We start from the raw sequence: 24,814 nt of genomic DNA, 5'->3' as shown, positions 1-24,814 counted from the left end.
CCGGTTTTGCCGGCCGAGTGGGTGCGTAGCTCAGTTGGTAGAGCAGCTGACTCTTAATCAGCGGGTCCACAGTTCAATCCTGTGCGCACCCACCAAAAATCTCCGGGATTTGGTGGAAAGACCTTAACGCGGCGCGAGACAGCTTTTGCCCGTCGCACATGTCGGCAAGCGGCTAGCTGACTCGCCCGACTATTGGATAGTGGGCTTCAGATAGGTCAGGATTGCTCGCGTTATGGCTATCACGCCGTCGACGGCATCGAAGTTTGTTTTGCTCTTGCTTGCGATCCATTCGAGTTCAGGATGCCTGGGCAGTCGAAGTGCATGGAATAGCGCCTCGCCCGAGAGACCGCCCAGTTCAAAGGATGTAGGTTCATCGTCTGCGTAGTAAGGAAAGTGAAAATCCAGCCGGATAGGCCCACCATATCCAAGCTTAAAGGTCATTCTGACTGTAACATTGTGACCAAATCTGTCCTCAAAAATTCCGCAGAACCTAAGGTCCTTGGCATCATAGCTATGCCATTGCCTCGCCAATCCCAAAGAACTCCATACCTTCAGGGTATGGGCTTTCAGTTCTTTGCGATTAGGGAATTTCGTCAATTCCGGGGTCAGATGGATGGGCGGATCACTGTAACCTGTCTCTGTTCTCCACTCTTCCGCAGCACTGCGAAGATCTTCAAAAATTTGGATGATTGGCGGATTCGTCGGATTCCCAGAGCGAACCGAAATCCGGCATTGAGAAATCATCTCGCATAGCTCTTCGACCGTATGGACCGATCGCTCTGCCCAATCCTCGGTGGCGAGTATCCACGGCGAATTGTATTTCAGCCCGGCAAAAGCGCCGCTCTTGCTGTCGAAATCTGTGATGATCCGAGCAAGAATATCGCGAAGCCCGTGCTTGGGGTCTCCGAAAATCTGTGAGGGTTTGTTCATCAACGCGATCCGCGCCTGGCTCCGCCTTACTTCTCCGAAACACCAGCCTCGGCAAAGCTTGCCATGCGCGTATGGCATTCTAGGGCTGAACGAACAATGTTGACTGCGAGGCAGGCGCCGGAGCCTTCGCCGAGCCGCATGCCGAGGTCGAGCAAGGGCGGCAGGCCGAGCGCCTCCAACAGACGACGGTGGCCGGATTCGGCCGAGACATGGGCTGCCAGTGTGTGCGCGAGGCCGGCAGGATGCAATCTCGCCAATGGTGCCGCGGCGGCGGTGCCGACGAAGCCGTCGAGCAATACCGGCACGCCGAGATGACGCGCTGCCAGCGTCGCACCAAGGATCGCCGCGAGCTCGCGGCCGCCGAGGGCTGCCGCTACCTTCAGGGGGTCGGCTAGCGCCGGGGCGTGGCGCTTCAGGCCGGCCTCGATGGCGACGATCTTGCGCACGAGGCCGGCGTCGTCGACGCCGGTGCCGCGTCCGGTCCATCTTTCCGCGCCGCCGCCGAACAGCGCGGTCGAGATGGCCGCGGCCGGCGTGGTGTTGCCGATGCCCATTTCGCCGAAGCAGACGAGGTCGAGTTCCCTGCTGACCGCGCCGTAGCCGGCCGAGACGGCGGCAAGGAAGGCCTTGTCGTCCATTGCGGGCTCTTGCGTGAAGTCGCCGGTCGGGCGGTCGAGGTCGAGCGGGATGACGTCGAGTTCGGCGCCGGCCACGCGGGCAAGCTGGTTGATGGCGGCGCCGCCGCCGGCGAAATTCGCCACCATCTGCACGGTGACTTCCGAAGGGAAAGCCGACACGCCTTGCGCGGTGACGCCGTGGTTGCCGGCGAAGACGAAGACCTTGACGCGGTCGAGTTTTGGCACGTCGCGGCCCTGCCAGCGCGCCAGCCAGGCGGCAATTGTCTCCAGCCGGCCGAGGCTGCCTTGCGGCTTGGTCAGCGTGTCCTGGCGCCGGGCGACGGCATTTGCGGCGGCATCGCTGCCACTGGGCAGGTCGAGGCAGGCGGCGCGCAGTTCATCGAGTGATTTGAAAGGCATGGGGGCGAAATCTCCGAAACAGAGTCAGGAAAGGGAAACGGAAGCGACGAGCAGGATTGTGATCTCGCCCAGCTGCTGCAGGGCACCGACGGTGTCGCCGGTCTGGCCGCCGACCTGGTTCAGGCAAAGCGCCCGGAACGCGGCAAACAGAAACGCAAGCAGGACGAGCGCCAAGATGGCAGCGCCGACCCCAAGCGTTAGCAGCGCGATCGCACCGAGCGCGGCACCGAAACCCGCGGTTTCGGTGGTGACTAAGCCTGCATCAGCCGAGAGGCCGTCGGTGCGGGCCGGCGGCAGCAGGTGCATGAAGGCGCCGAGCAGGCCGCGCGAGGCCGCATGCGCGGCAATGAGGGCCCAGAAGACATGAGCCGGGCCGGCGAATCCAGAGAGTACGCTCCAGCGGATCAGCAGCGAGACAGCAAGTGCACAAGCGCCGTAGGCACCGATGCGGCTGTCGCGCATGATCTCCAGCTTTCTGTCGCGCGTCTTGCCGCCGCCAAAACCGTCGGCGACATCCGAAAGCCCGTCCTCATGCAGGCAGCCGGTAGCGAGCAAGATCGCGGCAAGGGCCAACGCTGCAGCAGGACCTGCGGCTAGGCCGAGCCTTGTCCCGATGGCGTAGACCAGCGCACCGGCCAGAGCGACGGCGAGACCGGCAACGGGTGCAGCCCAGATCGCAGCGGCAAGGCTGCGGCCACGGAAGTCGGCTCTCGGCAGCGGCAGCCGGGTAAAGAAGACGAGGCAAAGCGCGATATCATCGAGAATTTGCTGTTGCGAGGCCTTCATCCGCCCCTCGCAATGGCATGGAAGAACGTGCCGCTGACATTGCCGCGCCGGTAGCCCGAGGCGCCGAGCGGATTTCCTTGACCGTCGGCGAGGTCGGCCAGCGGCTCGTCATTGCCGGTCGCAATCATCTGTGCGTAGTGGAATTCGTGGCCGCGGATCAGCGTGCCTTGGCTGCCGAGCGGACAGCCGGACCGCAGCCGCGCCTCGCGGTAGCCGAGATTCATCCTGCGCTTGGCGAAGCTGGTCGAATGGCCGAGGAGGCCAAGCATCCGATGCGTCTCGCCCGACGCGTCCTCGAGCGCTTCGCCCAACACCATGAAGCCGCCGCACTCGCCGTGCACCGACCGCCTGGCGGCGAACCGCGCCATGCCGGCCCTGAAATTCGCCGCGGCCGCGAGGCGGCCGGCATGAAACTCGGGATAGCCGCCGGGCAGCCAGCAGACATCGCAATCGTCGCCTGGCGCCTCATCGGTGAGCGGCGAGAACGGAACGATCTCGGCGCCGGCCTTGCGCCAATGCGCGGCAACGTGCGGATAGAGGAAGGTGAAGGCGGCGTCCTCGGCCAATGCGATGCGCTGGCCGGGCGGCGGCAGCGCGTCGTCGAAATTGCCCGGCGCGGGCGTGAATGGCGCCGCCAGCGCCATAATGGAGTCGAGGTCGAGCGACCGCTCGACCATGTCGGCCAGCCGGTCGAGATGCGCCATCAGATTCTCATATTCGCCGGCCTGGACGAGGCCGAGATGGCGCTCGGGCAGGTTGAGCGAGGGATCGCGCAGGATGGCGCCGACGACAGGCAGGCCGAGTGCTTCGATGGCATCGCCGCATAGCCGGCGGTGGCGCTCGCTGCCCAGCCGGTTGAGCACGACCCCGGCCATGCGCACATCCGGATCGTAGGTGGCAAAACCCTTGGCGACGGCCGCAGCCGTGGTCGATTGGCCGGAAACGTCGAGCACAAGCAGCACCGGCAGACCATAGAGCCGTGCGAGATCGGCCGCCGAGCCGGAACGGCCTGGAGCAGCAGGGATCCCGTCGAACAGGCCCATGGCGCTTTCGAGGAAGATAAAATCGGCATCTTCGGTCGCTTCGCCGGCCAGTGCGTTGAGCAGGGCGGGCGGCATTGCCCAACTGTCGAGATTGACACCGGACAGGCCAGTGGCTGCGGTGTGGAAGCCAGGATCGATATAGTCCGGGCCGGATTTGGCGCCGCGCACTTTCAGGCCGCGCCGGGCAAGTGCGCGCAAAATGCCGATGGTGACGCTGGTCTTGCCCGAGCCCGAGCGCGGCGCGCCGATGATGATGGCGCGGGTCATGGCTCACCCGCCAGTGCCGCGCGCATCCCGACGATGCCGCCGACGACGATCAGCGCCGGCGAGGTCAAGCCGGCTGCGGCCGTTTCCTCCGCAATCGTGGCGAGCGTGGCGACGACGATACGCTCCTGCGGCGTCGTCGCGGCAACGATGACCGCGGCGGGCATCGAAGACGGCAGGCCGCCCTCTAGCAACGAAGCGGCGATCAGCGGCAGATTGGCCATGCCCATATAGATGACCACCGGCTGGCCGGTGCGGGCGATTGCCGCCCAGTCGAGATCGTCATCGGTGCCGGCGGCATGGCCGGTCGCCAGGATCAGCGCCTTGTTGATGCCGCGCATGGTGCCGGGAATGCCGGTCGCGGCCAGCGCGCTGAGGCCGGACGTCAGGCCAGGCAGGATGCGGAAGGGGATAGTTTCCCCGGCCAACGCCAGCGCCTCTTCGCCGCCACGCCCGAAAATATAGGGGTCGCCGCCCTTCAGCCTGACGACGCGCCGGCCCGCGCGCGCCAGCCGGACCAGCAGAGCGGTGGTGTCGTCCTGCTTCATCGACGGCTTGCCGCCGCGTTTGCCGGCATAGAACAGTTCCGCGCGCTCGGCGACAGCGACGACTTCTGGCGAGACCAGCGCGTCATAAACCAGCGCGTCGCACTGTCCGAGGGCGGCCAGCACTTCCAGCGTCAGGCAGCCGGGATCGCCAGGGCCGGCGCCGGCCAGCCAGACATGCCCGGGCTCAAGCTGGCGCGGCTTGAAGTTGAGCCGGGTGAGCGCTTGCTCGACCGTAGTGTTTCTGTTGCTGCCGCTCACAATCCGTCCCGTCCGCGAAAGCGTCGCTGGTAGTGCGCGTCGTACAGTGAACTTTCGCCAAAACCCTCCGCCGCCAGCGAGCGGCCGACGAAGATGATTGCCGTGCGTTCCATCGGATCGGCGGCCAGTTGCGCCTCGATGGTGGCCAGCGTGCCGGTCAGCACGCGCTCGTCCGGCCAGGAAGCACGGAAGACGACCGCCACCGGGCAATCGGCGCCATAGAACGGCGTCAGTTCGGCGACGATGCGGTCGATAGCGTGGATGGCAAGGTGGATGGCCAGCGTGGCGCCGGTGCGGCCGAAGCCGGCCAGCGTTTCGCCCGGCGGCATTTTCGAGGCGCGGCCGGAGATGCGGGTCAGCACCAGGCTTTGCGCGACTTCTGGAATGGTCAGCTCGCGGCGCAGCGCTGCCGCCGCAGCGGCGAAGGACGGCACGCCCGGCGTCAGCGTGTAAGGAATGCCGTGCTTTTCCAGCCGGCGGATCTGCTCGGCAACGGCGCTCCACACCGAAAGATCGCCGGAATGCAGGCGGGCGACATCATTGCCGGCCGCGTGGGCGGCCAGATATTCGGCCTCGATCTCGTCGAGCGACATCGGCGCGGTGTCGATCAACCTCGTTCCGGGCGCGCAGTGCTGCAACAGCTCCGGCGCGACGATCGATCCGGCATAGAGGCAGACGGGACAACTGCCGAGCAGGCGGCTGCCGCGCAAGGTGATGAGGTCGGCAGCACCCGGGCCGGCACCGATGAAGTGAACGGTCATGCCGCATCTCCGCTGATGGCGATGGCGCAAGTGACAGCACCGAGCACGGTGCGCGGCCCGAGCAGTTTTGCGCCTTTGCCGGCGGCGGCAAGCGCCGAGGCTTCGGAAACCGACGGCGTGCCGGCATGCTCCTGCGATAGGTCGGAACGGCTGGTCGTAGATGCGGCTTTGAGTTCATCCTGCTCGACGACGATCACCGGAAGGCGGAGTTCGCGTCCGGCGGCGAAGATTGCCGCTTCATCCTGCTTGAGAGACGCGGTCGCGAGGGCTGAAAGCGCGGGCAGGGCAAGCCCGTGCGCTTCCAGGGCGGTTTCTACCGCGGCAAGCACGTCGCGCGCGCTGACGCCTTTGCGGCTGCCGATGCCCGCGACCATCATGGCTTCACCCAGCTCCATTGAGTGACCGGCATAGCCGGCCGCCACGCCTGCATCGAACCGACCGGCGAAGCACGGGATACAGCGATGCGGGTGAGCTGGCCGCCGAGCGCGGCGTGACGGGAAAGCAGCAGCGCCTCCATCTCCAGGGTCACCGCATTAGCGACAAGGCGGCCGCCGGCAGGCAAGGCATCGATGGCTCCCTCCGGCACGCCGGCATCGCTGCCGCCGCCGCCGATAAAGATCGCCGCGGGCGTCTCCAGCCCGGCAAGAGCTTGCGGTGCCGAACCTTCGACGACGGTAAGACCAGGAACGCCGCAAGCCGCGGCGTTGCGTCGGATGCGCGCGGCGCGGGCCGGATCGGCCTCAACGGCGATCGCACGCATGGAAGGATGGGCCAGCATCCATTCGATGCCGATGGAGCCCGATCCGGCGCCGATGTCCCACAGCAGTTCGCCGCGTCTTGGCGCGAGAGCGGACAGGGTGACGGCGCGCACTTCGCGCTTGGTGATCTGGCCGTCGTGCTCGAACAAATGATCGGCAAGTCCCGCTGTCAGCGGCAGGATGCGTGCTTGCGAAGTCGATTCAACTTCGATCGCGAGCACGTTGAGCGGGTTGATCTTTTCGAGGTCGAAAGTGCCGGCGCTCGCCGAGCGCAGCCTTTCGTTCGGCCCACCCAGCGCCTCCAGCACCGTCAACCGCGAAGCGCCGAAGCCAAGTTCGGTCATGAGACGGGCAATCGCTCCCGGTGCATCGCTGTCTGAGGTCAGCGCGAGAATGCGGGTGCAAGGATGCAGCAACGGCCGGATCAGGTCGAGCGAGCGGCCATGCAGCGAAATGGTCTCGACGTCCTGCAGTGCCAAACCCAGGCGTGAGGCGGCCAGCGAAAAGGCCGAGGGCGCGGGAATCACCCGCATACCCTCTGCCGCGACCTTGCGGGCGAGGGTGACGCCGACACCGTGGTAGAGGGGATCGCCGGAGGCCAGCACGCAGACGCGTCTGCCGGAGAGCGCCAGCACGCCGCGCATCTCGGCATCGAAGGGTGTCGGCCAGGCGCGCGCTTCACCTTTGGCGAGCGACGCGACGAGGGCAAGGTGGCGCTTGCCGCCGAAGACGAATTCGGCCTCCGCGATCAACCGCTTGGCCTCGTCGCCGAGACCCGCTACACCGTCCTCGCCGATGCCGATGATCGTGAGCCACTTTGAGGTGAGCTTAGCGCCGCGCGGAGCTTCAGCAGGCATGATGACCCACCGCATACTGATCCTCGGCGGAACCACCGAAGCCCGGCAAATGGCCGGAAAGCTGGCCGCGCGCGCGGATATTTCGGTCATACTGTCGCTGGCCGGCCGCACCGAAAACCCGGCCGCGCAGGGGGTGCCGGTGCGGGTCGGCGGCTTCGGCGGTGCCGGCGGGCTGGCGGCGTATCTCCGCCAGAACAAGATCGACCTGCTGATCGACGCCACGCATCCCTATGCGGCGCGAATCTCCGCCAATGCGGCGGAAGCAGCGCGCATGACCGGCGTGCCTATCGTTGCGCTCAGGCGTCCCGGATGGGAGGCGGTCGAAGGTGATCGCTGGATGTTGGTCGACACCGTTGCCAGCGCGGTGACGGCTTTGGGATCGGTGCCGCGCCGCGTGTTCCTGGCGCTCGGGCGACAGGAGGTCGCTGCCTTCAAGGCCGCTCCCCAGCATCATTATCTCATCCGCAGTGTCGACCCGGTCGAGCCCAGGCTCGCTGTGCCCGACGCGACCTATCTCTTGGCGCGCGGGCCGTTTCGGGAAGTCGACGAACATGCATTGCTTCTGCAACACCACATCGAAGTCGTTGTTTCCAAAAACAGCGGCGGGGAGGCGACCTACGGCAAGATCGCGGCGGCGCGAGCGCTGGGAATCGAGGTGGTGATGATCCGCAGGCCGGCGCTGCCGGACGTCACGTCGGCTGAGACCGTCGAATGTCTTGCCGCGATGGTCGATCATTTTCTGGTCGGTCATGTTCTTGGGCCTGCTGCCGAACGCGGCGTGTAGACCAGCGCGGCCTTGTCACCCCGTTTGATGATCCTGGTTTCCGGCGAGCCGATGATGATGCAGGTCGACATGTCGGCCTTCGCGGCATCGGCGTCGGCCAGCAGAAAAACCTCGATGCGCTCGTCGGGACGGCCGGCGGCACGGCCGAAGATCACCGGCGTGGTGCCGGGCAGGATCGCAGCAAGGCATTCGAAAGCGCGGCCTAGCTGCCATGGGCGCGCCTTGCTGATCGGATTGTAGAGCGCGATTACGAAGCCGGCGCCGGCTGCCGCCAGCAGGCGTAGCTCGATCAGGTCCCACGGCTTCAGATTGTCGGACAGCGAGATGGCGCAGAAATCATGGCCGAGCGGCGCGCCGATGCGGGCGGCGACGGCGAGCATGGCGGTGATACCGGGCACGATGGCGATGTCGACCGCGCGCCATTCGGGTGGGCCCGCCTCGATCGCCTCGCAGACGGCCGCGGCCATGGCGAAGACGCCGGGATCGCCGCCCGACACGACGGCGACATCGTGGCCTTCCGCAGCCTTGAACAGCGCGTCCCTGGAGCGCGCGAGTTCCTCGCGATTGTCGGAAGCGACGCGAATCTGGTCGGGGCGCAGATCGAGCCGGTCGAGATAGGGTTTATAGCCGTAGAAGAATTTTGCCTCGGCAACGGCGCGGCTTGCCTCTGGCGTCACCTGGTCGGCGTTGCCGGGCCCGAGGCCGATGACAGTGAGGCGGCCGCTCATGCTTCGGCTTTCAATGCGCTTGGCCGGCCCGACCAGCCGGCCACCAGCACGATGGCGAAATAAGGCGCCTGGTCATCCTTTTTGTCGGCAAGCCGCATCGAGACACCGCCCGGCATGGTGCCGCGCTCGACATAGATGGCCCGCGCCAGCTTGTCGGTTGCCTCCAGCGCGCGCTTGATCTTGGGCAGGTTGCGGCCGACCTTCATGATCACCGCAGCGTCGGTATCGGCGAGGCGACGCGTCAGCTCGAATTCGCTCATGGTGCCCGGCAGCACCGTCAGCACGTCGTCGCCTTGGACGATAGGCAGGCCGGTCGCCGACCAGCAGCCGGACATGGCGGTGACGCCGGGAATGACTTCGCTCGGAAAGCGGTGCGCCAGCCGGACATGAAGATGCATGTAGGAGCCGTAGAAAAGCGGGTCGCCCTCCGAGAGCACCGCGACCATCCTGCCGGCGCTGAGGTGCTCGGCGACCTTTTCGGCCGATTGCTCATAGAAATCGGTGATCTGCGAGCGGTAATCGCTGTGATCCTTGTCGATTTCGGTCGTCACCGGATAGAGCAGCGGCAGTTCAATCAAATCGGGGCGAAAATGGGTTTCGACGATGGCCCGGGCGTTGCTGTTGTTGCCGCGCTTGGCGAAATGCGCGACGACATCGGCCTCGGCCAGCGCGCGCACTGCCTTCAGCGTCAAGAGTTCCGGGTCGCCAGGACCGGTGCCGACGCCGACAAGCCTGCCTTTTGCAATCGCATTCATAGGCCCGGCCTCGCCAATGCATTGAGGGCGGCGGCGGTCATGGCGCTGCCGCCCAGCCGGCCGCGCACGATGGCGTAAGGCACGCCATAGGAATTTTCGGCCAGCGCATCCTTCGATTCAGCGGCGCCGACAAACCCGACCGGCATGCCGATGATCGCCGCCGGCTTCGGGGCGCCGTCGCGCAGCTTTTCCAGCAGATAGAAAAGGGCTGTCGGCGCATTGCCGATGGCGACGACCGAACCGGCCATGCGCTCGCCCCACAGGTCGATCGCCGCGGCCGAGCGGGTGTTGCCGATCTTTTTCGCGATGTCGGCTGTCCGCGGATCGCGCAGCGTACAGATCACCTCGTTGCCGGCCGGAAGCCGGGCGCGCGTGACGCCGTGCGAGACCATCTGCGCGTCGCAGAAGATCGGCGCGCCGGCCCCCAACGCCGTGCGCGCGGCGGCGACGAAATCGCTCGAGAAAACGAAATGTCGCGCTGCCTCGACCTGGCCGCAGGCGTGGATCATGCGGATAGCGATTTCGGCCTCGGCTTCGGAAAAGCGCGACAGGTCGGCCTCGGCGCGGATGATGGCGAAGGAGCGCTCGTAGATCGCCGTGCCGTCATGGATGTAGTCGTAGGCGTTCTGGGCGGGCATGCTCATTCCTGTCGGTAGATTTCGGTGATGCCGGCCGCGCCGAGCCTTGCCAGGCAGGCGGCAGCGGTTTCGCCGGGATGTCGTGCGCTGCGGATCACCGCTGCAACGCGGCCGATGCCGTGCGCGGCGTCGTAGCCCGGCCTGTATCCGGCGGGCAATGCCTTTGCCGTCCCGTCCACGACAAGTCCGGCTCCGTTTTCGCCACCGACCAGGGTCAGCGCCGCCGGGCCGGGATGGGCACAGCCCTTGGCGCAGCCGGAGATGTGCAGCGTTAAGGAGGAATCGAGGATATCGCGGTTTTCCACGGCGATGGTCTCGGCGATGTCGCGGGTGGCGATGCGGCCGGAGGCGCAGGCGGGTGCGCCGGGGCAGGCGGCGATCCTGGTGCTCGGATCGGCTGCGTCGGTGACAAAGCCGAGGGCTGCGGCTGCGTCTTGAAGGGACGAGCAGGCGGCTGGCGCAAGGCCGAGGAAAAGCAGCGCGCGCTGCGGCGCCGGGCGGACTTCGGTCGCGCCGAGGGCGAGGGCACTCCGCACGAGAGTGACGATGTGGTCCGCCGGCATGCTGCCGAAGGGCAGACCGATGCCGAGGGCGGCACTGCCGGCTGCCAGATCGAAAACTCCGATGGGCCGGCGATCCTTCGCGCCCCCCTCTGTCCTGCCGGACATCTCCCCCTCTAGGGGGGAGATTGCGCCTTCGCCTCCGCTTTCGCCAATCGCCGAAGGTGCTGGGGGGAAGCCGCCGGCGAAGCTGCCGATCTCCCCCCTTGTGGGGGAGATGTCCGGCAGGACAGAGGGGGGCGCGAAGGATCGCCAACTTGCGAGAGATCTCAGCTGCCTCGCCGTCAAATCCCGCGCATGGGCATCGCGGCCCTTTTCGGCAACCATCCTGAGAATGGCGACGGCGATGTCACAAGCCGCATCTTCCTCGGACATCGCCAGCGGCGTGGCACCCTGCGCATCTCCGGCGAGCGATACCCGCCACTTAATTCCGTCGGCGGCCCGCACCCCGACCAGCCTGACATCGGCCGTAACCGCATCCATTGTCAGCTGCCCGCCGCCGTCGACGATCACCGAAACCTTCGGGCCAAGGCGTTGCGTAACACCGGCGTCCTCAATTGCCGCCCGAATCCGCTCCGCCATCGGGCGCGGGTCGGCTATCTCCTCCAGGTCGAGCCCAGCCAGCGGGCCGGTCTCTACCGGCACGCCGGTGCGCACCGCGATGCCCAGCGCATCGACCTCCATCGCCAGCAGCCGCGCGCTTGCCGGCGTCAGGCCGCGGATCTGCAGGCTGCCGCGGGCGGTCACTTCCATGATGCCGTTGCCATGGCGCAAGGCGGATTCGCAGAGTCCGATCAACGATTTCGGCAACAGTCCTCCAGCGACCGGATTGAGCCGCACCAGCAGCCCGTCGCCGGTCTGCATCGGCGCCGACAAAGCGGGGCAGGCGCCACGGCGCGAGAGAGCGTTCATGCCGCCACTCCCAGAGCTTGCGCTTCGGCAATCAGTGCGGCGAGATCGTCATCGATGGAATTGCGCAGCGGATGCCAGAGCCCGCGCCGCCGTGCCGAGAGAAAACGCTCGGCGATGACTTTTGCGGCTGAAGGGTTTTCGCGCAGGATGAAGGCGCGGACCACGGGGTCGCCGAGATAGGCGTCGTGCACGGCCTCGATAAGCGTGCCCGATATGGCATGGGTAGTCTCAGCAAAGCCGACAAGCCGGTCGACCGTCTCGGCGAATTCCGAGGCGCCGCGCGGGCCATGACGCATCTGGCCGGCGATGAAGCGCGGATTGACGGCGCGTGCCCGCACGACGCGCGACACGGCCTCACTGATAGAGCGCGGCTTCGGTCTTTGCGGGTCCGTGGTGTCGAGCACGATTACGTCGGCGTTTTTGCCGAGCGCGGCAAGTGCTGCCGAAAAGCCGCCGATGAAGGCGACGTCGGCCGAGCCTTCGAGGATGTCGCGGCCGGGGTCGTCGCCGGTATGAACCAGAAGGTCGGCCTCGGCGAGGCGATCCTCGAACGCGCCGGGCGCCGAAATGCCTTTGCCCTCGGAGCCGCCATAGGCGTGCGAGGTGGCGCCGAGATAGGTGCGGCCGATCTCTTCGCGCGCGGCCCAGTCGCCGCTCGACAACAAGTCCTCGACGCCCGCGCCGTAAGTGCCCGGCGAGGTGCCGAAAATGCGCGGGCTGATCTTGCCGTCGATGCGGGTCCTAGCGGCGAGCGGGTTTTCCGAATCGTCCTCGTCGCGGGTCGCCACCGCGTTGGCCGCGGCGTCGATCAGCGCGATCTGGGTCGGGAACATGTCGCGGAACAGGCCCGATATGCGCCAGGTGACATCGATGCGCGGACGGCCGAGTGTTGCCGGCGGCAGCACGTCTATGCCGGTGATGCGGCCGGTGGCGGAATCCCATTGCGGCCGGCAGCCCATCAGCGCCAGGCCTTGCGCGATCTCCTCACCGCCGGTGCGCAGCGAGGCCGAGCCCCACAGGTCGATGACCAGCGAGCGCGGCCAGTCGCCATGCGATTGCCTGTGGCTGCGGACCACTTCTTCCGCTGCCACCTTGCCCAGATCATAGGCGGTCGGCGTCGGCATGGTGCGTGGGTCGGCGGTGAACAGATTGCGGCCGGTCGGCAGAACATCGCGCCGACCCCGTGCCGGCGCACCGGCCGGACCGGCAGCGACGTGGCGGCCGTCGAGGGCGGCAAGCAGCGCGGTTTTTTCAGCTGCCGCGCTTTCCCGCCGCAACGGATCAGCCTCGCCTTCCGGCGAGCGGCCGTAAATGTGCAGGCCGTCCTTGATGGCGAAATCCTTGAGATCGCAGAGCCAGGCGTCGATGCGGCGCAAAGCCTCGTCGGCTGCGTCGGTCCTGGCGACGCCTGCCTCTGAGGCGAGGCCGGTCTTTTCCGCCGTCTCGACGATCAGCTTCGCCAGGCGGTCGCGGCGGCGGCGGTCGAGCCCGTCGGCCTGGGCATATTCGTCAACCAGTCGTTCAAGCCTATGCTGGTTTTCGTCCAGCCCGGCGCCGGTCAGCGGCGGCGGCAGATGGCCGAGCGTGACGGCGGCAATGCGCCGCTTGGCCTGCGCTGCCTCTCCCGGGTTGGAGACGATGAAGGGATAGATGACGGGCAAGGGACCGGTGACTATCTCGGGAAAGCAGTTTTCGCTGAGCGCCACGGTCTTGCCGGGCAGCCACTCCAGCGTGCCGTGGGCGCCGACATGGACAATAGCATGGATGCCGAGCGACTTGCGCAGCCAGAGGCCAAAGGCGACCAGCGCATGGCGCGGCGGCAGCATCGGGTCGTGATAGTCGGCGCGGCGGTCGGCTGAGCGCCCGCGGTCAGGTGCGAGTGCCACGGTGACGTTGCCGAAGGTGGCTGCGCGGAAGGCGAATTTTGCGGCGCTAGGCGCCTGAACACCCCTCTCTGTCCTGCCGGACGTCTCCGGCAGGACAGAGGGGGGTGCCTCGCACAAACTTGTCTCACCTGCCGCATTCCCCCATGCGGCCGTCACGGCAGCTATCGCTTCAGCAGGCAATTCCGCCGAGTACCCGAGATAGTCCTCAATCCCCAACCCTTCACCTCCACGCTCCAGCGTCTCCAGCAACTCGCGCGGCGTTTGCGGAATCCTCTCAACGGCGTAGCCCTGTTCGCTCAGGTCGTGCAGCATTGCCAGCACGCTGGACGGCACGTCGAGACCAACCGCGTAGCCGGTGCGACCGGGGGCGCTCGGATAGTCGGGGATCAGGATGGCGAGCTTGCGCTCCGCACGCGGCGTCCGCTGCAGGCGCACGAAGGCCTCGACACGGTTCGCCACTTGCGCCACGCGGTCGGGCTCAGGCCGGTTGGCGAAGGCGCGGAAGGCCAGCGCCGGGTCGGTTTCGCTTTCGCCCTTGAATGAAATGGCGCCGGCCAGGATGCGGCCGTCGAGCTCGGGCAGGACGACATGCATGGCAAGGTCGGCGGGCGCCAGGCCGCGCTGATTGGTTTGCCAGATGTCGCGGCGGGTGGTCGCGACGATGACCTGGAACACCGGCACGCCGGCGCGGTCGAACAGGGTTTCGACACCGGGCTCGGCACCCGAGGCGAAAGCCGTCGCAGTGATGATGGCGGCAGGCTTCAGGGTTGCGAGCGCGGTTTCGACAAAGGCGAGCGACGCCGGGTCCTTGAGGCTGGAGACGAACATAGGCACGGGAGCCATGCCGCGGTGGCGCAGGGCTTCGAAAAGCGCGTCGATGGGCGCGACATCGGCCGCGAGCAGCATCGAACGGTAGAAGAGAATTGGCACGACGTCCCCCTCCCCCTCGAGGGGAGGGTGGCCCGCAGGGCCGGGTGGGGTCGTCACGGCAGTGCGCGACGTTTTGTGTAGGCGCGCTTCGGAGAGGACCCCACCCCCGGCCTGCGGCCGGACCCTCCCCTCGAGGGGGAGGGGGACGCCGCGTTCTACGACCCCCAGTCCCGGCTCGTAAAATCCCGCCTTTGGCACGCTAACAGGTTCGGCTACCGCCGCACCCGATCCAGCGAGACTTGCCAGCCTCTGCACCAGCGCCGTCATATTCGCCGGTCCACCCTCGCGGAAATAGCCAAGCAGGCCGTCCAACTCCTCGCGCGGCAGCGTCGAGCCTTCGATCAGCCGCAAATCCTCGTCGTGGCTCTCGCCCGGCAGCAGCGCCAGCTTGATACCGCGATTTCGCGCGATAACGGCGAGCTGGTCGCAGCCATAGCGCCACCACTCGTAGCCGCCGAGGATGCGGACCAGAATGACCTTGGCGTGGCGGGCGACACTGTCAATCCACAGGTCGACGGACATCGGATGGCGCAGGTCGCGCAAGGCGGCGAGCCGCATCGACGGCAGGCGGTGCGCATCTGCCTTCCACGCCGCCGCCAGCCCGGCCAGGTCGCTGTCGGTGAAGGACAGCGCCACGACATCCGCAGGCGTTTGCCTGAGATCGACAGGCTCGGCGAGATCGTCGAGCGAGGCGGATGTGGTGGTGAGGATGTGCATCGCGGCTCGTACCTGGGGTCAGCCGGCGAGGATACGCTCGATGGCCGGGCGGTTCAGCCCTTTCAGGCCGATGACGACTAGGCGCGAGCGGCGGTCGTCTTCAGCGGTCCAGGCGCGGTCGTAATAGTGGTTGACGCGCGGACCGACGGCCTGCAGCAGGAGCCGCATCGGCTTGCCGCCGACTTCGACGAAACCCTTGACGCGCAACACGTTTTCTTCCTCCGCCGCCGTGGCGACCCGTTGTGCGAGCTCGTCCGGGTTGGACACGGACGCGATGTCGATGACGAACGAGTCAAAATCGTCATGTTCGTGGTCGAGCTCGTCGTCGTGGTGGGTCTTGCGGTTCTCGATGTCGTCCTCGACGGCGAGGCCGAGGCCGAGCAGCACCGACGGGTCGACCTTGCCTTGCGAAGTCGGTACGATCTTCACCGCCCGCGCAACGTGCTTGCCGATGACGGCATTGGCACGGGCCGCGCCGGCTGCGTCCATCAGGTCGCTCTTCGACAGGATGATCAGGTCGGCGCAGGCGAGCTGGTCTTCGAACACTTCCTCGACCGGATCGTCATGGTCGAGCGTCTCGTCCTGCGCGCGCTGCGCCTGCAGGGCGTCCATGTCGTTGGCTACGCGGCCATCAGCCAGCGCCGGTCCGTCGACCACGGCAATGACGCCGTCCACCGTCACGCGGCTTTTCACCGACGGCCACTGGAAGGCCTGGACCAGCGGCTTGGGCAAAGCGAGGCCGGATGTCTCGATCAGGATGTGGTCGACCCTCGGCGTCAGCGACAGGATCTGGTCCAGCGCCGGGACGAAATCATCGGCGACGGTGCAGCAGATGCAACCATTGGCCAGCTCGACGATGTTTTCCTCGGGGCAGGTGTCGATGGCGCAGCCCTTCAGGATCTCGCCGTCGATGCCGATGTCGCCGAACTCGTTGACGATGATGGCCAGCCGCTTGCCTTTGGCGTTTTCGAGCAAATGGCGGATCAATGTCGTCTTGCCGGCGCCGAGAAATCCGGTGACCACGGTGCAGGGAACGCGCGAAAGGGAGGCAGCGGTCATATCAAGTCCTTCAGAAGGTCAAGGGGAGGGATGCGGGCAACGAGGCCGCGCTTTAGGCAATCGGGACGGCCGCGCCATGGAATGAGCCCATCCGTCGAGGTGGCGAACAGCTTTGCCCCGGTGACGAGATCGGCGCCGCTGGTCGTGGTCAGATCACCGAAGACGTAGCTCCAGCAGCCGTCGCGCAGCATGGCCGCGCTGAGCCGGCGCTTGCAATTGCCGAGGCATTCGACGGTGCGGATTTTGATGTTTTCGCTGGAAGCGGCGCGGCGCGTGTCCTCTGCGAGCAGTTCGCCGGCGCGCGGATGAGCGTCCGAACCGGTCTCGTCACGGCAGGACGAGCAGACGATGACGGTAACGCCGGCCGGGGAATCACCATGGCCGGACAATAAATCCGCTGTCTCAGCCGGAAAACTGCTGTCGCGTTCCAAATCAGGCTCCTTGCCCGGAAAACCCGCCAGGCGATCGGATTCTTATGTCCTAGACGGCAGGTCTCCTGGCTCGCGGGTCATCGCCTGGGTGCCGCCTTCCCGGGAATATCCCAGTGGTTTTCGGCCGAGGCTCGTCGCTTACAGTTGCGGGGACAGCCGCGGATTTGAAATCGAGATTTCGCACCGCATTCCCTCTTGGCCCCTGCCGTTGCGGGCAGGGGACCGTCTGGAACGGATTTAGGCTTGTGGAGGCAGTCGTGTCAACGCACGTCTATGCCGCGGCGATATCCGCGAGCGGCCGGCCGAGGTCGCCGGCAGCGGTCACCTCGATGCGTTCCAGGCCGAGCCAGCCCTGCATCTGCTTCAATTCTTCGAAAAGCTCGGCAGCGGTTTGTGGCGGGGCGCCGGGCTCCGCATAGGCGGCATGGACGCGCAATACGCCGGCCGGACGGTCGGCCCTGAGGTCGACGCGCCCGACGATGCTGTCGCCGAGCAGGAATGGCAGCACATAATAGCCATACCGGCGCTTTTCGGCCGGCGTGTAGATCTCGATGCGGTAGTGGAAGTCGAACAAGCGCTCGGTGCGCGACCGCTCGAAGACGACGGGATCGAACGGCGCGAGCAAGGCGCGCGCCTCGATCCTGCGCGGCAAACGGGCGTCGTTGTGGAGATAGGCTGTTTTGCTCCAGCCTTCGACGCTCACCGGCAACAGGTCGCCGGCCTCGACCAACTCCTCGATGCGGCCCTTGATGTCGGCGGGCGAGAGGCGGAAATAGTCGCGCAGGTCGCCTGCCGTGGCGATGCCGTGGGCGCGGGCCGAGATGCGCAGCAATTCGCGGTGAGCATCCTCGGGACAGGGAACCGGTAGCGCGAGTACCGCCGGCGGCAGCACGCGCTCCGGCAGATCGTAGAACCGCTCGAAGCCGCGGCGATGCGCCGTGGTGATGCGGCCGGCCCAGAACAGCCACTCGAAGGCATGCTTGGCATGGCTCCAGCCCCACCAGCCGCCCGAACCCTTCTGGCCTTCGAAAGCCGACGCCGCGATCGGGCCTCGTTCGGCGACCTCGCGATAGATGTCTTCGATATAGGCGGCGTGCTCGCGGCCCCATTTGGCCAGTCCGCTGTACATTTCGTCGCCGCGTTCGGCCCGCTGCATGCGCCAGCGCATCAGCGGATAGGTCTCGACCGGCAAGAACGAGGCTTCATGCGCCCAATACTCGAAGACCATGCGCTTGCGCGTGACGGCGGCGTTGTCGAGCAACGCCAGCTTGTAAGGGCCAAGCCGCGAATAAAGCGGCATATAGTGGGCGCGCACCACGGCGCTGACGGAATCGATCTGCAGCAGGCCGGTACGGGCAAGCACGCGGGCCAGATGCCGGCGGTCAGGCGTGCCGGTGGGGCGCGGGTCATTGAATCCCTGTGCCGCCAGCGCAATGCGGCGGGCCATGGCAAGCGAGATTTTTTCCTTCATGAAGGCGGCATCCGGACGATTTTGGACAGAGAAAATGACCTGCGATTCCGTGCCATGCTAGCAGGGTTTTGGCGGCATCCATGTCAGGAGAGAAAAGTGGAGTAAAAAGTGAAGGAAATCAAACAGGAGCGGATCGGACCAGTTTTCCCGGATATGCCGTCCAGCACCGCGATTTGAACAAGGTTTGACTTGCTTCGCCGAAAGCGCTGCGCTAACCCTCGCCGCGTTGCAGCATAGAGCCCCCTTAAAACGGTTCAGTGGTTAAACTGTCACGCTTCCGCAAGTGGGTCCGGTGCTGTAATCAGAGTGGATTGGCCGCAACGGAAAGCTGCAGAATGAACGCATTGTTGAGTTCGTACCTGCCCATCGTCCTGTTCATCGGCGTGGCGCTGGTCGTCGGACTGGCGCTGCTCGCCGCACCCTTCCTGGTGGCCTATCGCAACCCCGATCCGGAAAAGCTTTCGGCCTATGAGTGCGGCTTCAACTCGTTCGACGACGCCCGCATGAAATTCGACATCCGCTTCTACCTGGTGTCGATCCTGTTCATCATCTTCGATCTGGAGGTGGCCTTCCTGTTTCCGTGGGCGGTGTCGTTCAGTCAGATCGGCATGCTCGGTTTCTGGTCGATGATGGTGTTTTTGGCGGTGCTGACCATCGGCTTTGCCTATGAATGGAAAAAAGGAGCGCTGGAATGGGATTGAACGACAGTTCCGGTACGCTCGTCGCGCCGAAGCCCAAGGGCCTCATCGACCCCAACACCGGCAGGCCGGTCGGGTCCGACGATCCATTCTTCCTGGAGATCAACAACGAGCTCGCCGACAAGGGCTTTCTCGTCACCTCGACCGAGGCGCTGATCACCTGGGCGCGCAGCGGCTCGCTGATGTTCATGACCTTTGGCCTCGCCTGCTGCGCCGTCGAGATGATCCATACTTCGATGCCGCGCTATGACTCGGAGAGGTTCGGTGTCGCGCCGCGCGCGTCCCCGCGCCAGTCCGACATCATGATCGTCGCCGGCACGCTGACCAACAAGATGGCGCCGGCGCTGCGCAAGGTCTACGATCAGATGCCGGAGCCGCGCTACGTCATCTCGATGGGCTCCTGCGCCAATGGCGGCGGCTATTATCATTATTCCTATTCGGTGGTGCGCGGCTGCGACCGCATCGTGCCGGTCGACATCTACGTGCCCGGCTGCCCGCCGAGCGCCGAAGCGCTGCTTTACGGCATCCTTCTGCTGCAGAAGAAGATCCGCCGCACCGGCACGATCGAGCGGTGAGCGGCATGACCCAGGCGTTGAATGACCTCTCGACCTATCTCGGCGAGAAGCTGATCGGCCGGATCGGCGCGGCGGTGTTCGCCTATGGCGAACTCACCATCTCGGTCGAGCCGCGCGACCTGATCGAGGTGGTGACCTTCCTGCGCGACGACCCGAAATGCCAGTTCATTTCGATCATCGACGTCTGCGGCGCCGATTATCCATCGCGGGCGAAGCGCTTCGACGTCGTCTATCATTTGCTGTCGCCGAGACAGAATATCCGCATCCGAATCAAGGTCCAGGCCGACGAAGAGACGCTGGTGCCGTCGATCACCGGGATTTATCCCGGCGCCGACTGGTTCGAGCGCGAGACCTATGATCTCTATGGCGTGCTGTTTTCAGGCCATCCCGATCTGCGGCGGATTCTGACCGATTACGGCTTTGAAGGCCATCCGCTGCGCAAGGACTTTCCGCTGACCGGCTTCGTCGAGGTGCGTTACGACGACGAAGCCAAGCGCGTCATCTACGAGCCAGTGGAGCTCAAGCAGGAATTCCGCAATTTCGATTTTCTGTCTCCGTGGGAAGGTACGGATTACGTGCTTCCGGGGGATGAAAAGGCAAAGCAGTAAATGGCTGAAACCTCCGTTCGCAACTTCAACATCAATTTTGGCCCGCAACATCCAGCGGCGCACGGCGTTTTGCGCCTGGTGCTGGAGCTTGACGGCGAAGTCGTCGATCGCGTTGACCCGCATATCGGGCTGTTGCACCGCGGCACGGAAAAGCTGATCGAGGCCAAGACTTATCTGCAGGCCGTGCCCTATCTCGACCGGCTCGATTATTGCGCGCCGATGAACCAGGAGCATGCCTTTGCGCTTGCCGCCGAGCGTCTGCTCGGCATCGAGGTGCCGAAGCGCGGCCAGTTGATCCGAGTGCTCTATTCGGAAATCGGCCGCATCATGTCGCATATCCTCAATGTGACGACGCAGGCGATGGATGTCGGCGCGCTGACGCCGCCGCTGTGGGGCTTCGTCGAGCGCGAAAAGCTGATGGTGTTCTACGAGCGCGCCTCGGGTTCGCGCATGCACGCGGCCTATTTCCGCCCCGGCGGCGTGCATCAGGATCTGCCGCAGAAGCTGATCGAGGACATCGGCAAGTGGATCGACCCATTCCTGAAATCGGTCGACGACCTCGACTCACTCTTGACCGGCAACCGCATCTTCAAGCAGCGCAATGTCGACATCGCGACGGTGTCTCTGGCCGACGCCTGGGCCTGGGGTTTTTCCGGCGTCATGGTGCGCGGCTCGGGCGCGCCGTGGGACCTGCGCAAATCGCAGCCCTACGAATGCTATGCCGAGCTGGATTTCGACATTCCGATCGGCAAGAACGGTGACTGTTTCGACCGCTATCTGGTGCGCATGGAAGAGATGCGGCAGTCGGCGAAAATCATGCGCCAGTGCGTCGATCTGTTGCTCGGTAAGGAGGGCAGCGGGCCGGTGTCCAACCTTGACGGCAAGGTGGTGCCGCCGAAGCGCGCGGCGATGAAGCGCTCGATGGAAGCGCTGATCCATCATTTCAAGCTCTACACCGAAGGCTACCGCGTGCCGGCCGGCGAGGTCTATGCGGCGGTCGAGGCGCCGAAGGGCGAGTTCGGCGTCTATCTCGTCTCCGACGGCACCAACAAGCCCTATCGCTGCAAGCTGCGCGCGCCCGGCTTCGCGCATCTCCAGGCCATGGACTTTTTGTGTCGCGGCCACATGTTGGCCGACGTCACCGCCGTGTTGGGTTCACTCGACATCGTGTTTGGTGAGGTCGATCGGTGATGATGGGAATGGCTCGACCGTCAAAGGCGTTTCTGGCCGCGGCATGCCTTGCGGCTTCCGCTGAAGTGTCGCTTGCTGGGTCCCGTGAGGGTCTCTCGTCGGCCGATCTTCTCAAAGAGGGGTTCAAGCTTATTGCAGAAGGCGATCTGCTTACAGTCCGTGGCTTGAGCACCCAGACCCCAGCAATGGATGAGGGCATTCTTGTCCATGGCCGGCCGTCGACATCGTCCAACTGCGCGGTTCATGACAACCTCGTAGCGTCATTGATCCCCGAAGAATATCGTTGCAAGCCAATAGCTTGGGTGTATAGCCGCTATGACGGATACATCCGCCTGAAGCGTGGAAATGAAGAGTTCGTATGCGTTTTGGGGCGATCCGAGGATTGCTATCGCGCCTACAACTCTAACCAGTAGAAACATAGAAGCGAAATCGTAATGTCAGTCCGTCGTCTCGCAGAAGCCAGCCTCCAGCCAGCCTCCTTCGCCTTCAACCGGGCGAATGCGGCGGCGGCGAAGCAGTGGATCAAGAAATATCCGAAGGGGCGCGAGCAGTCCGCCATCATTCCCTTGCTGATGCTGGCGCAGGAACAGGAAGGCTGGGTGACCAAGGCGGCGATCGAGACGATCTCCGACATGCTCGACATGCCCTATATCCGTGGGCTGGAAGTCGCCACCTTCTATACGCAATACCAGCTCAATCCGGTCGGCACCCGCGCTCATATCCAGGTCTGCGGCACCACGCCCTGCATGCTGCGCGGCTCGGAAGCGCTGATGGATGTGTGCCGCTCGAAAATCCATCACGACCAATTCCACACCAACGACAAGGGCACGCTGTCGTGGGAAGAGGTCGAATGCCTCGGCGCCTGCGTCAACGCACCGATGGTGATGATATTCAAGGACACCTATGAGGATTTGACGCCGGAGCGGCTTGCCGAGATCATCGACCTCTATGACGCCGGCAAAGGTGCTTCGGTGACGCCAGGACCGCAAAACGGCCGCATCACCTCTGAGCCGGCCAGTGGCCTGACGACCCTCAAGAGCGAAAAGGCGATCCTCAAGGCGACCCGCGACCGGGAAACCAGGGCGGCGACCAAGGCCACCAAGGATGCAGAGCCGGCGGCTGCCGTCGCAGCATCAGTTCCGCCAACTGCTCCTGCCGCGCCGGCGCCGGTTGCGCCCTCGAATGCCAGCAAGCCGAAGACCGACGCGGTCGAGACCAACCCGGCGCTGAAATCGCCGTCGGCGACGAAAGTCGCGCCCGCGGCGGAAAGGGCGGCGAGCGTCGCAGCGCCTCTGCATTCGGCCGCCAATGCCAACAAGGCCGAACCGCAGGTCGAGGACGTCTCGAAACAGCGCAAGGGCCCCAAGAACAAGGCCGAGCCGGCGTCTGCTTTCAAAGCGCCGGAGGCCAAGGTCAAACCGGCGAAGACTGTCGCCAAGGCGGCCAAGCCGTCGCCCGGAAACAGGAGCCGGCCGACCGGCAAGAAGCCGGTCTGAGGAACGAGCAATGCTTCAGGACAGAGACCGCATCTTCAACAACATCTACGGCCGCTTCGACAAGTCGCTGGCCGGTGCCATGGCGCGCGGCGCCTGGGACAACACGCCCGGCATCGTTGCCAAGGGGCGCGAGTGGATCGTCAACGAGATGAAGGCATCGGGCCTGCGCGGCCGCGGCGGCGCCGGTTTCCCGACCGGGCTCAAATGGTCGTTCATGCCCAAGCAAAGCGACGGCCGGCCGAGCTATCTCGTCGTCAATGCCGACGAATCCGAGCCCGGCACCTGCAAGGACCGCGACATACTGCGCCATGACCCGCACACGCTGGTCGAAGGCTGCCTGCTTGCCGGCTTCGCCATGGGCGCGGTCGCCGCCTACATCTATGTGCGCGGCGAGTTCATCCGCGAGCGCGAGGCGCTGCAACGCGCCATAGACGAGGCCTATGCGGCCAAGCTGATCGGCAAGAACAACACCTCCGGCTACGATTTCGACATTTACATGCACCATGGCGCCGGCGCCTATATCTGCGGCGAGGAAACGGCGCTGCTCGAAAGCCTCGAGGGCAAGAAGGGCCAGCCGCGGCTGAAGCCGCCATTTCCGGCCAATGTCGGCCTCTATGGCTGCCCGACGACGGTCAACAATGTCGAGTCCATCGCGGTGGCGCCGACCATCCTGCGCCGCGGTGCCGCCTGGTTCTCGTCCTTCGGCCGGCCCAACAATGTCGGCACCAAGCTGTTCTGCATCTCCGGCCACGTCAACAATCCGTGCACCGTCGAAGAGGCGATGTCGATCCCGTTCCGCGAACTGATCGAGACGCATTGCGGCGGCATTCGCGGCGGCTGGGACAACCTGCTGGCGGTCATTCCGGGCGGCGCCTCGGTGCCGCTGGTGCCGGCCGAGCAGATCATCGACGCGCCGATGGATTTCGACGCGCTGCGCGACCTGAAATCGGGCCTCGGCACGGCGGCTGTCATCGTCATGGACAAATCGACCGATATCGTGAAAGCGATCGCGCGGCTGTCCTATTTCTACAAGCACGAGAGCTGCGGCCAGTGCACGCCCTGCCGTGAGGGCACCGGCTGGATGTGGCGGGTGATGGAACGGCTGGTGCGCGGCGAGGCGCAGAAGCGTGAGATCGACATGCTGCTCGACGTGACGAAGCAGGTCGAGGGCCACACGATCTGTGCGCTGGGCGATGCGGCAGCATGGCCGATCCAAGGCCTGATGCGGCATTTCCGCGGCGAGGTGGAGCGGCGCATCGACGAGTTTTCGCGCAACGCGCACCGCGCCGAACCGGTGCTGGCGGCGGCGGAATAGAAGAATTCAAAATGCGGACGAATGTCTGACACGAGGAAACGAGCGCGGGGCAGACGGAAACGACCAGGAGACCACCTATGTCGCTGTTTTCGACACCCGACGATTTTACGCCCGATATGGACCCGTTGTTGAAGATGAACCAGGATCTGACCAGGATGATGCCGAAGGAGATGGCCAATGCCGCCAATCTCCTGGCGCATCCTGTCGCGGGCGCGGCGGCGATGACGGCACTCGGCATCGGCCTTGCCAACCACGCCTTTGGTATCTGGATGGGCGTGCTTTCAGGCGCGGCCGAGTCCTCGCAGCGGCTTTGGCAGCCGGTCGCCGAGGATTTCGAGGCTCGAACGGAACGCTTTTCCGCGACCGGCAAAAGCTCCTCGACCAAGGCACGCGCTGCGACCAAAACCCTGATTGCCGAGGCGCAGTCCTTCGCCAACGATGTGACCGACATTGCCACGAGCACCGCTGCGCGGAGCTTGGCGAATGCCAGCACCGTTGCAGCGGATGCGTCGGCCGGGCTGATGCCGGAGGATTTCAAGCAGCCCAAGCCGATGGATCGGCCAGCCGAGCCGGCTGACCTCAAGGCGATATCGGGCATCGGGCCGAAACTGGAAAAGGTGCTGAACGGCCTTGGCATCTGGACATACGCCCAGATCGCCGCGTGGACGCCGCAAGAGATCGCCTGGGTCGAAGATTACCTGTCGTTGAAGGGCCGCATCGGCCGTGACGGCTGGATCGGTCAGGCGGCCGCGTTGGCCGGGGCCAAAAAGTGAATTCAATATCGTGCGCGGTCTCGGCTGCGCCCGGAAGGAAAGATT

24 protein-coding genes, 1 tRNA gene and 1 riboswitch are annotated in these 24,814 nt (G+C 65.2%); of the genes, 9 read left to right on the top strand and 16 right to left on the bottom strand.

Translation table 11 applies throughout. The annotated features are described in order from the left end of the window. The first annotated feature begins 19 nt into the window (after positions 1-19). Positions 20-95: transfer RNA gene (locus tag NKI24_RS10575), tRNA-Lys, on the top strand. Between the two features lie 94 nt (positions 96-189). Here NKI24_RS10575 and NKI24_RS10570 read toward each other — a convergent pair. The 8 genes from NKI24_RS10570 to cbiE are packed head-to-tail and all read right to left on the bottom strand — an operon-like array spanning position 190 to position 7,242. Next, positions 190-930, bottom strand: a complete 741-nt coding sequence (locus tag NKI24_RS10570) for a hypothetical protein (protein ID WP_352450032.1) — start codon at positions 928-930, stop codon at positions 190-192. Between the two features lie 26 nt (positions 931-956). Then, positions 957-1,967 carry a nicotinate-nucleotide--dimethylbenzimidazole phosphoribosyltransferase gene (gene cobT, locus NKI24_RS10565; protein WP_352450031.1) on the bottom strand — a complete coding sequence of 337 codons (1,011 nt, stop codon included), beginning with the start codon at positions 1,965-1,967 and terminating at the stop codon, positions 957-959. A gap of 24 nt (positions 1,968-1,991) precedes the next feature. Then, positions 1,992-2,753 carry an adenosylcobinamide-GDP ribazoletransferase gene (locus tag NKI24_RS10560; protein ID WP_352450030.1) on the bottom strand — a complete coding sequence of 254 codons (762 nt, stop codon included), beginning with the start codon at positions 2,751-2,753 and terminating at the stop codon, positions 1,992-1,994. Further along, positions 2,750-4,063 (bottom strand): cobyrinic acid a,c-diamide synthase CobB, encoded by a 1,314-nt coding sequence (locus tag NKI24_RS10555; RefSeq protein WP_352450029.1) that lies wholly within the window; start codon positions 4,061-4,063, stop codon positions 2,750-2,752. Before NKI24_RS10555 ends, NKI24_RS10560 begins: the two co-directional genes overlap by 4 nt. Further along, the gene (cobA, locus tag NKI24_RS10550) at positions 4,060-4,866 is read right to left on the bottom strand and encodes a uroporphyrinogen-III C-methyltransferase (RefSeq protein WP_352450028.1); all 807 of its coding nucleotides are present in this window, start codon (positions 4,864-4,866) and stop codon (positions 4,060-4,062) included. The genes NKI24_RS10555 and cobA overlap by 4 nt, the downstream gene beginning before the upstream one ends. Then, the gene (gene cobM / locus NKI24_RS10545; protein WP_352450027.1) at positions 4,863-5,627 is read right to left on the bottom strand and encodes a precorrin-4 C(11)-methyltransferase; all 765 of its coding nucleotides are present in this window, start codon (positions 5,625-5,627) and stop codon (positions 4,863-4,865) included. The genes cobA and cobM overlap by 4 nt, the downstream gene beginning before the upstream one ends. Next, entirely contained in the window at positions 5,624-6,004 is a 381-nt protein-coding gene (locus NKI24_RS10540) for a cobalamin biosynthesis protein (RefSeq protein ID WP_023676642.1), read from the bottom strand. The genes cobM and NKI24_RS10540 overlap by 4 nt, the downstream gene beginning before the upstream one ends. Then, entirely contained in the window at positions 6,001-7,242 is a 1,242-nt protein-coding gene (cbiE, locus tag NKI24_RS10535) for a precorrin-6y C5,15-methyltransferase (decarboxylating) subunit CbiE (RefSeq protein WP_352450026.1), read from the bottom strand. Before cbiE ends, NKI24_RS10540 begins: the two co-directional genes overlap by 4 nt. Position 7,243: 1 nt before the next feature. Between cbiE and NKI24_RS10530 the strand changes: the two genes are divergently transcribed. Continuing rightward, the gene (locus tag NKI24_RS10530; RefSeq protein ID WP_352450130.1) at positions 7,244-8,026 is read left to right on the top strand and encodes a cobalt-precorrin-6A reductase; all 783 of its coding nucleotides are present in this window, start codon (positions 7,244-7,246) and stop codon (positions 8,024-8,026) included. Here the strand turns inward: NKI24_RS10530 and NKI24_RS10525 are convergent. The 8 genes from NKI24_RS10525 to NKI24_RS10490 all read right to left on the bottom strand — a co-directional run bounded on the left by NKI24_RS10525 (position 7,990) and on the right by NKI24_RS10490 (position 18,113). Next, positions 7,990-8,754, bottom strand: a complete 765-nt coding sequence (locus tag NKI24_RS10525) for a precorrin-3B C(17)-methyltransferase (RefSeq protein WP_352450025.1) — start codon at positions 8,752-8,754, stop codon at positions 7,990-7,992. The two genes, NKI24_RS10530 and NKI24_RS10525, sit on opposite strands and share 37 nt — an antisense overlap. Further along, positions 8,751-9,509, bottom strand: a complete 759-nt coding sequence (locus tag NKI24_RS10520; protein WP_352450024.1) for a precorrin-2 C(20)-methyltransferase — start codon at positions 9,507-9,509, stop codon at positions 8,751-8,753. Before NKI24_RS10520 ends, NKI24_RS10525 begins: the two co-directional genes overlap by 4 nt. Next, positions 9,506-10,153, bottom strand: coding sequence for a precorrin-8X methylmutase (locus tag NKI24_RS10515; protein WP_502894830.1), 648 nt, complete (start codon positions 10,151-10,153; stop codon positions 9,506-9,508). Before NKI24_RS10515 ends, NKI24_RS10520 begins: the two co-directional genes overlap by 4 nt. Then, complete coding sequence (gene cobG, locus NKI24_RS10510) at positions 10,150-11,619, bottom strand: precorrin-3B synthase (protein ID WP_352745093.1); 1,470 nt, start codon at positions 11,617-11,619, stop codon at positions 10,150-10,152. The genes NKI24_RS10515 and cobG overlap by 4 nt, the downstream gene beginning before the upstream one ends. Continuing rightward, positions 11,616-15,152, bottom strand: coding sequence for a cobaltochelatase subunit CobN (gene cobN, locus NKI24_RS10505; RefSeq protein ID WP_352745090.1), 3,537 nt, complete (start codon positions 15,150-15,152; stop codon positions 11,616-11,618). Before cobN ends, cobG begins: the two co-directional genes overlap by 4 nt. 18 nt (positions 15,153-15,170) lie before the next feature. Beyond that, positions 15,171-16,211, bottom strand: coding sequence for a cobalamin biosynthesis protein CobW (gene cobW / locus NKI24_RS10500; RefSeq protein ID WP_352742351.1), 1,041 nt, complete (start codon positions 16,209-16,211; stop codon positions 15,171-15,173). Beyond that, positions 16,208-16,642 (bottom strand): DUF1636 family protein, encoded by a 435-nt coding sequence (locus NKI24_RS10495; protein ID WP_352699360.1) that lies wholly within the window; start codon positions 16,640-16,642, stop codon positions 16,208-16,210. The genes cobW and NKI24_RS10495 overlap by 4 nt, the downstream gene beginning before the upstream one ends. Positions 16,643-16,680: 38 nt before the next feature. Continuing rightward, positions 16,681-16,884, bottom strand: a riboswitch (cobalamin riboswitch). Between the two features lie 29 nt (positions 16,885-16,913). Then, on the bottom strand, positions 16,914-18,113 hold the full coding sequence (locus NKI24_RS10490; RefSeq protein ID WP_352450018.1) for a winged helix-turn-helix domain-containing protein: 1,200 nt from the start codon (positions 18,111-18,113) through the stop codon (positions 16,914-16,916). Positions 18,114-18,448: 335 nt separating this feature from the next. Between NKI24_RS10490 and NKI24_RS10485 the strand changes: the two genes are divergently transcribed. The 7 genes from NKI24_RS10485 (at position 18,449) to NKI24_RS10455 (ending at position 24,769) form a co-directional block, all read left to right on the top strand. Then, a complete protein-coding gene (locus tag NKI24_RS10485) occupies positions 18,449-18,814 on the top strand; it encodes an NADH-quinone oxidoreductase subunit A (protein WP_023798850.1) in 366 nt (121 codons plus the stop codon). Then, complete coding sequence (locus NKI24_RS10480) at positions 18,805-19,386, top strand: NuoB/complex I 20 kDa subunit family protein (protein ID WP_023670824.1); 582 nt, start codon at positions 18,805-18,807, stop codon at positions 19,384-19,386. The genes NKI24_RS10485 and NKI24_RS10480 overlap by 10 nt, the downstream gene beginning before the upstream one ends. A 5-nt stretch (positions 19,387-19,391) precedes the next feature. After that, entirely contained in the window at positions 19,392-19,994 is a 603-nt protein-coding gene (locus NKI24_RS10475; RefSeq protein WP_352745085.1) for an NADH-quinone oxidoreductase subunit C, read from the top strand. Further along, complete coding sequence (locus tag NKI24_RS10470) at positions 19,995-21,185, top strand: NADH-quinone oxidoreductase subunit D (RefSeq protein WP_352745082.1); 1,191 nt, start codon at positions 19,995-19,997, stop codon at positions 21,183-21,185. A 434-nt stretch (positions 21,186-21,619) separates the two neighbouring features. Then, positions 21,620-22,681 carry an NADH-quinone oxidoreductase subunit NuoE gene (nuoE, locus tag NKI24_RS10465; RefSeq protein WP_352745079.1) on the top strand — a complete coding sequence of 354 codons (1,062 nt, stop codon included), beginning with the start codon at positions 21,620-21,622 and terminating at the stop codon, positions 22,679-22,681. Between the two features lie 10 nt (positions 22,682-22,691). Beyond that, positions 22,692-23,996 (top strand): NADH-quinone oxidoreductase subunit NuoF, encoded by a 1,305-nt coding sequence (nuoF, locus tag NKI24_RS10460; protein ID WP_023676626.1) that lies wholly within the window; start codon positions 22,692-22,694, stop codon positions 23,994-23,996. Positions 23,997-24,073: 77 nt separating this feature from the next. Continuing rightward, positions 24,074-24,769 carry a helix-hairpin-helix domain-containing protein gene (locus tag NKI24_RS10455; RefSeq protein WP_352745076.1) on the top strand — a complete coding sequence of 232 codons (696 nt, stop codon included), beginning with the start codon at positions 24,074-24,076 and terminating at the stop codon, positions 24,767-24,769. The last annotated feature ends 45 nt before the right edge of the window (positions 24,770-24,814 follow it).

The sequence above is a fragment of the Mesorhizobium sp. M0701 genome (assembly GCF_040320365.1).
Taxonomy (GTDB): Bacteria; Pseudomonadota; Alphaproteobacteria; order Rhizobiales; family Rhizobiaceae; genus Mesorhizobium.
Note: the sequence above shows the minus strand (reverse complement) of the source record. Positions and strands in the feature narration are given on the sequence as shown.

Bases quoted from the DNA above. Each gene is read 5' to 3' on its own strand.
- NKI24_RS10570 (WP_352450032.1), bottom strand. From the start codon at position 930: ATGAACAAACCCTCACAGATTTTCGGAGACCCCAAGCACGGGCTTCGC.
- cobT (WP_352450031.1), bottom strand. From the start codon at position 1,967: ATGCCTTTCAAATCACTCGATGAACTGCGCGCCGCCTGCCTCGACCTG.
- NKI24_RS10560 (WP_352450030.1), bottom strand. From the start codon at position 2,753: ATGAAGGCCTCGCAACAGCAAATTCTCGATGATATCGCGCTTTGCCTC.
- NKI24_RS10555 (WP_352450029.1), bottom strand. From the start codon at position 4,063: ATGACCCGCGCCATCATCATCGGCGCGCCGCGCTCGGGCTCGGGCAAG.
- cobM (WP_352450027.1), bottom strand. From the start codon at position 5,627: ATGACCGTTCACTTCATCGGTGCCGGCCCGGGTGCTGCCGACCTCATC.
- NKI24_RS10540 (WP_023676642.1), bottom strand. From the start codon at position 6,004: ATGATGGTCGCGGGCATCGGCAGCCGCAAAGGCGTCAGCGCGCGCGAC.
- cbiE (WP_352450026.1), bottom strand. From the start codon at position 7,242: ATGCCTGCTGAAGCTCCGCGCGGCGCTAAGCTCACCTCAAAGTGGCTC.
- NKI24_RS10530 (WP_352450130.1), top strand. From the start codon at position 7,244: ATGACCCACCGCATACTGATCCTCGGCGGAACCACCGAAGCCCGGCAA.
- NKI24_RS10525 (WP_352450025.1), bottom strand. From the start codon at position 8,754: ATGAGCGGCCGCCTCACTGTCATCGGCCTCGGGCCCGGCAACGCCGAC.
- NKI24_RS10520 (WP_352450024.1), bottom strand. From the start codon at position 9,509: ATGAATGCGATTGCAAAAGGCAGGCTTGTCGGCGTCGGCACCGGTCCT.
- NKI24_RS10515 (WP_502894830.1), bottom strand. From the start codon at position 10,153: ATGAGCATGCCCGCCCAGAACGCCTACGACTACATCCATGACGGCACG.
- cobG (WP_352745093.1), bottom strand. From the start codon at position 11,619: ATGAACGCTCTCTCGCGCCGTGGCGCCTGCCCCGCTTTGTCGGCGCCG.
- cobN (WP_352745090.1), bottom strand. From the start codon at position 15,152: ATGCACATCCTCACCACCACATCCGCCTCGCTCGACGATCTCGCCGAG.
- cobW (WP_352742351.1), bottom strand. From the start codon at position 16,211: ATGACCGCTGCCTCCCTTTCGCGCGTTCCCTGCACCGTGGTCACCGGA.
- NKI24_RS10490 (WP_352450018.1), bottom strand. From the start codon at position 18,113: ATGAAGGAAAAAATCTCGCTTGCCATGGCCCGCCGCATTGCGCTGGCG.
- NKI24_RS10485 (WP_023798850.1), top strand. From the start codon at position 18,449: ATGAACGCATTGTTGAGTTCGTACCTGCCCATCGTCCTGTTCATCGGC.
- NKI24_RS10480 (WP_023670824.1), top strand. From the start codon at position 18,805: ATGGGATTGAACGACAGTTCCGGTACGCTCGTCGCGCCGAAGCCCAAG.
- NKI24_RS10475 (WP_352745085.1), top strand. From the start codon at position 19,392: ATGACCCAGGCGTTGAATGACCTCTCGACCTATCTCGGCGAGAAGCTG.
- NKI24_RS10470 (WP_352745082.1), top strand. From the start codon at position 19,995: ATGGCTGAAACCTCCGTTCGCAACTTCAACATCAATTTTGGCCCGCAA.
- nuoE (WP_352745079.1), top strand. From the start codon at position 21,620: ATGTCAGTCCGTCGTCTCGCAGAAGCCAGCCTCCAGCCAGCCTCCTTC.
- nuoF (WP_023676626.1), top strand. From the start codon at position 22,692: ATGCTTCAGGACAGAGACCGCATCTTCAACAACATCTACGGCCGCTTC.
- NKI24_RS10455 (WP_352745076.1), top strand. From the start codon at position 24,074: ATGTCGCTGTTTTCGACACCCGACGATTTTACGCCCGATATGGACCCG.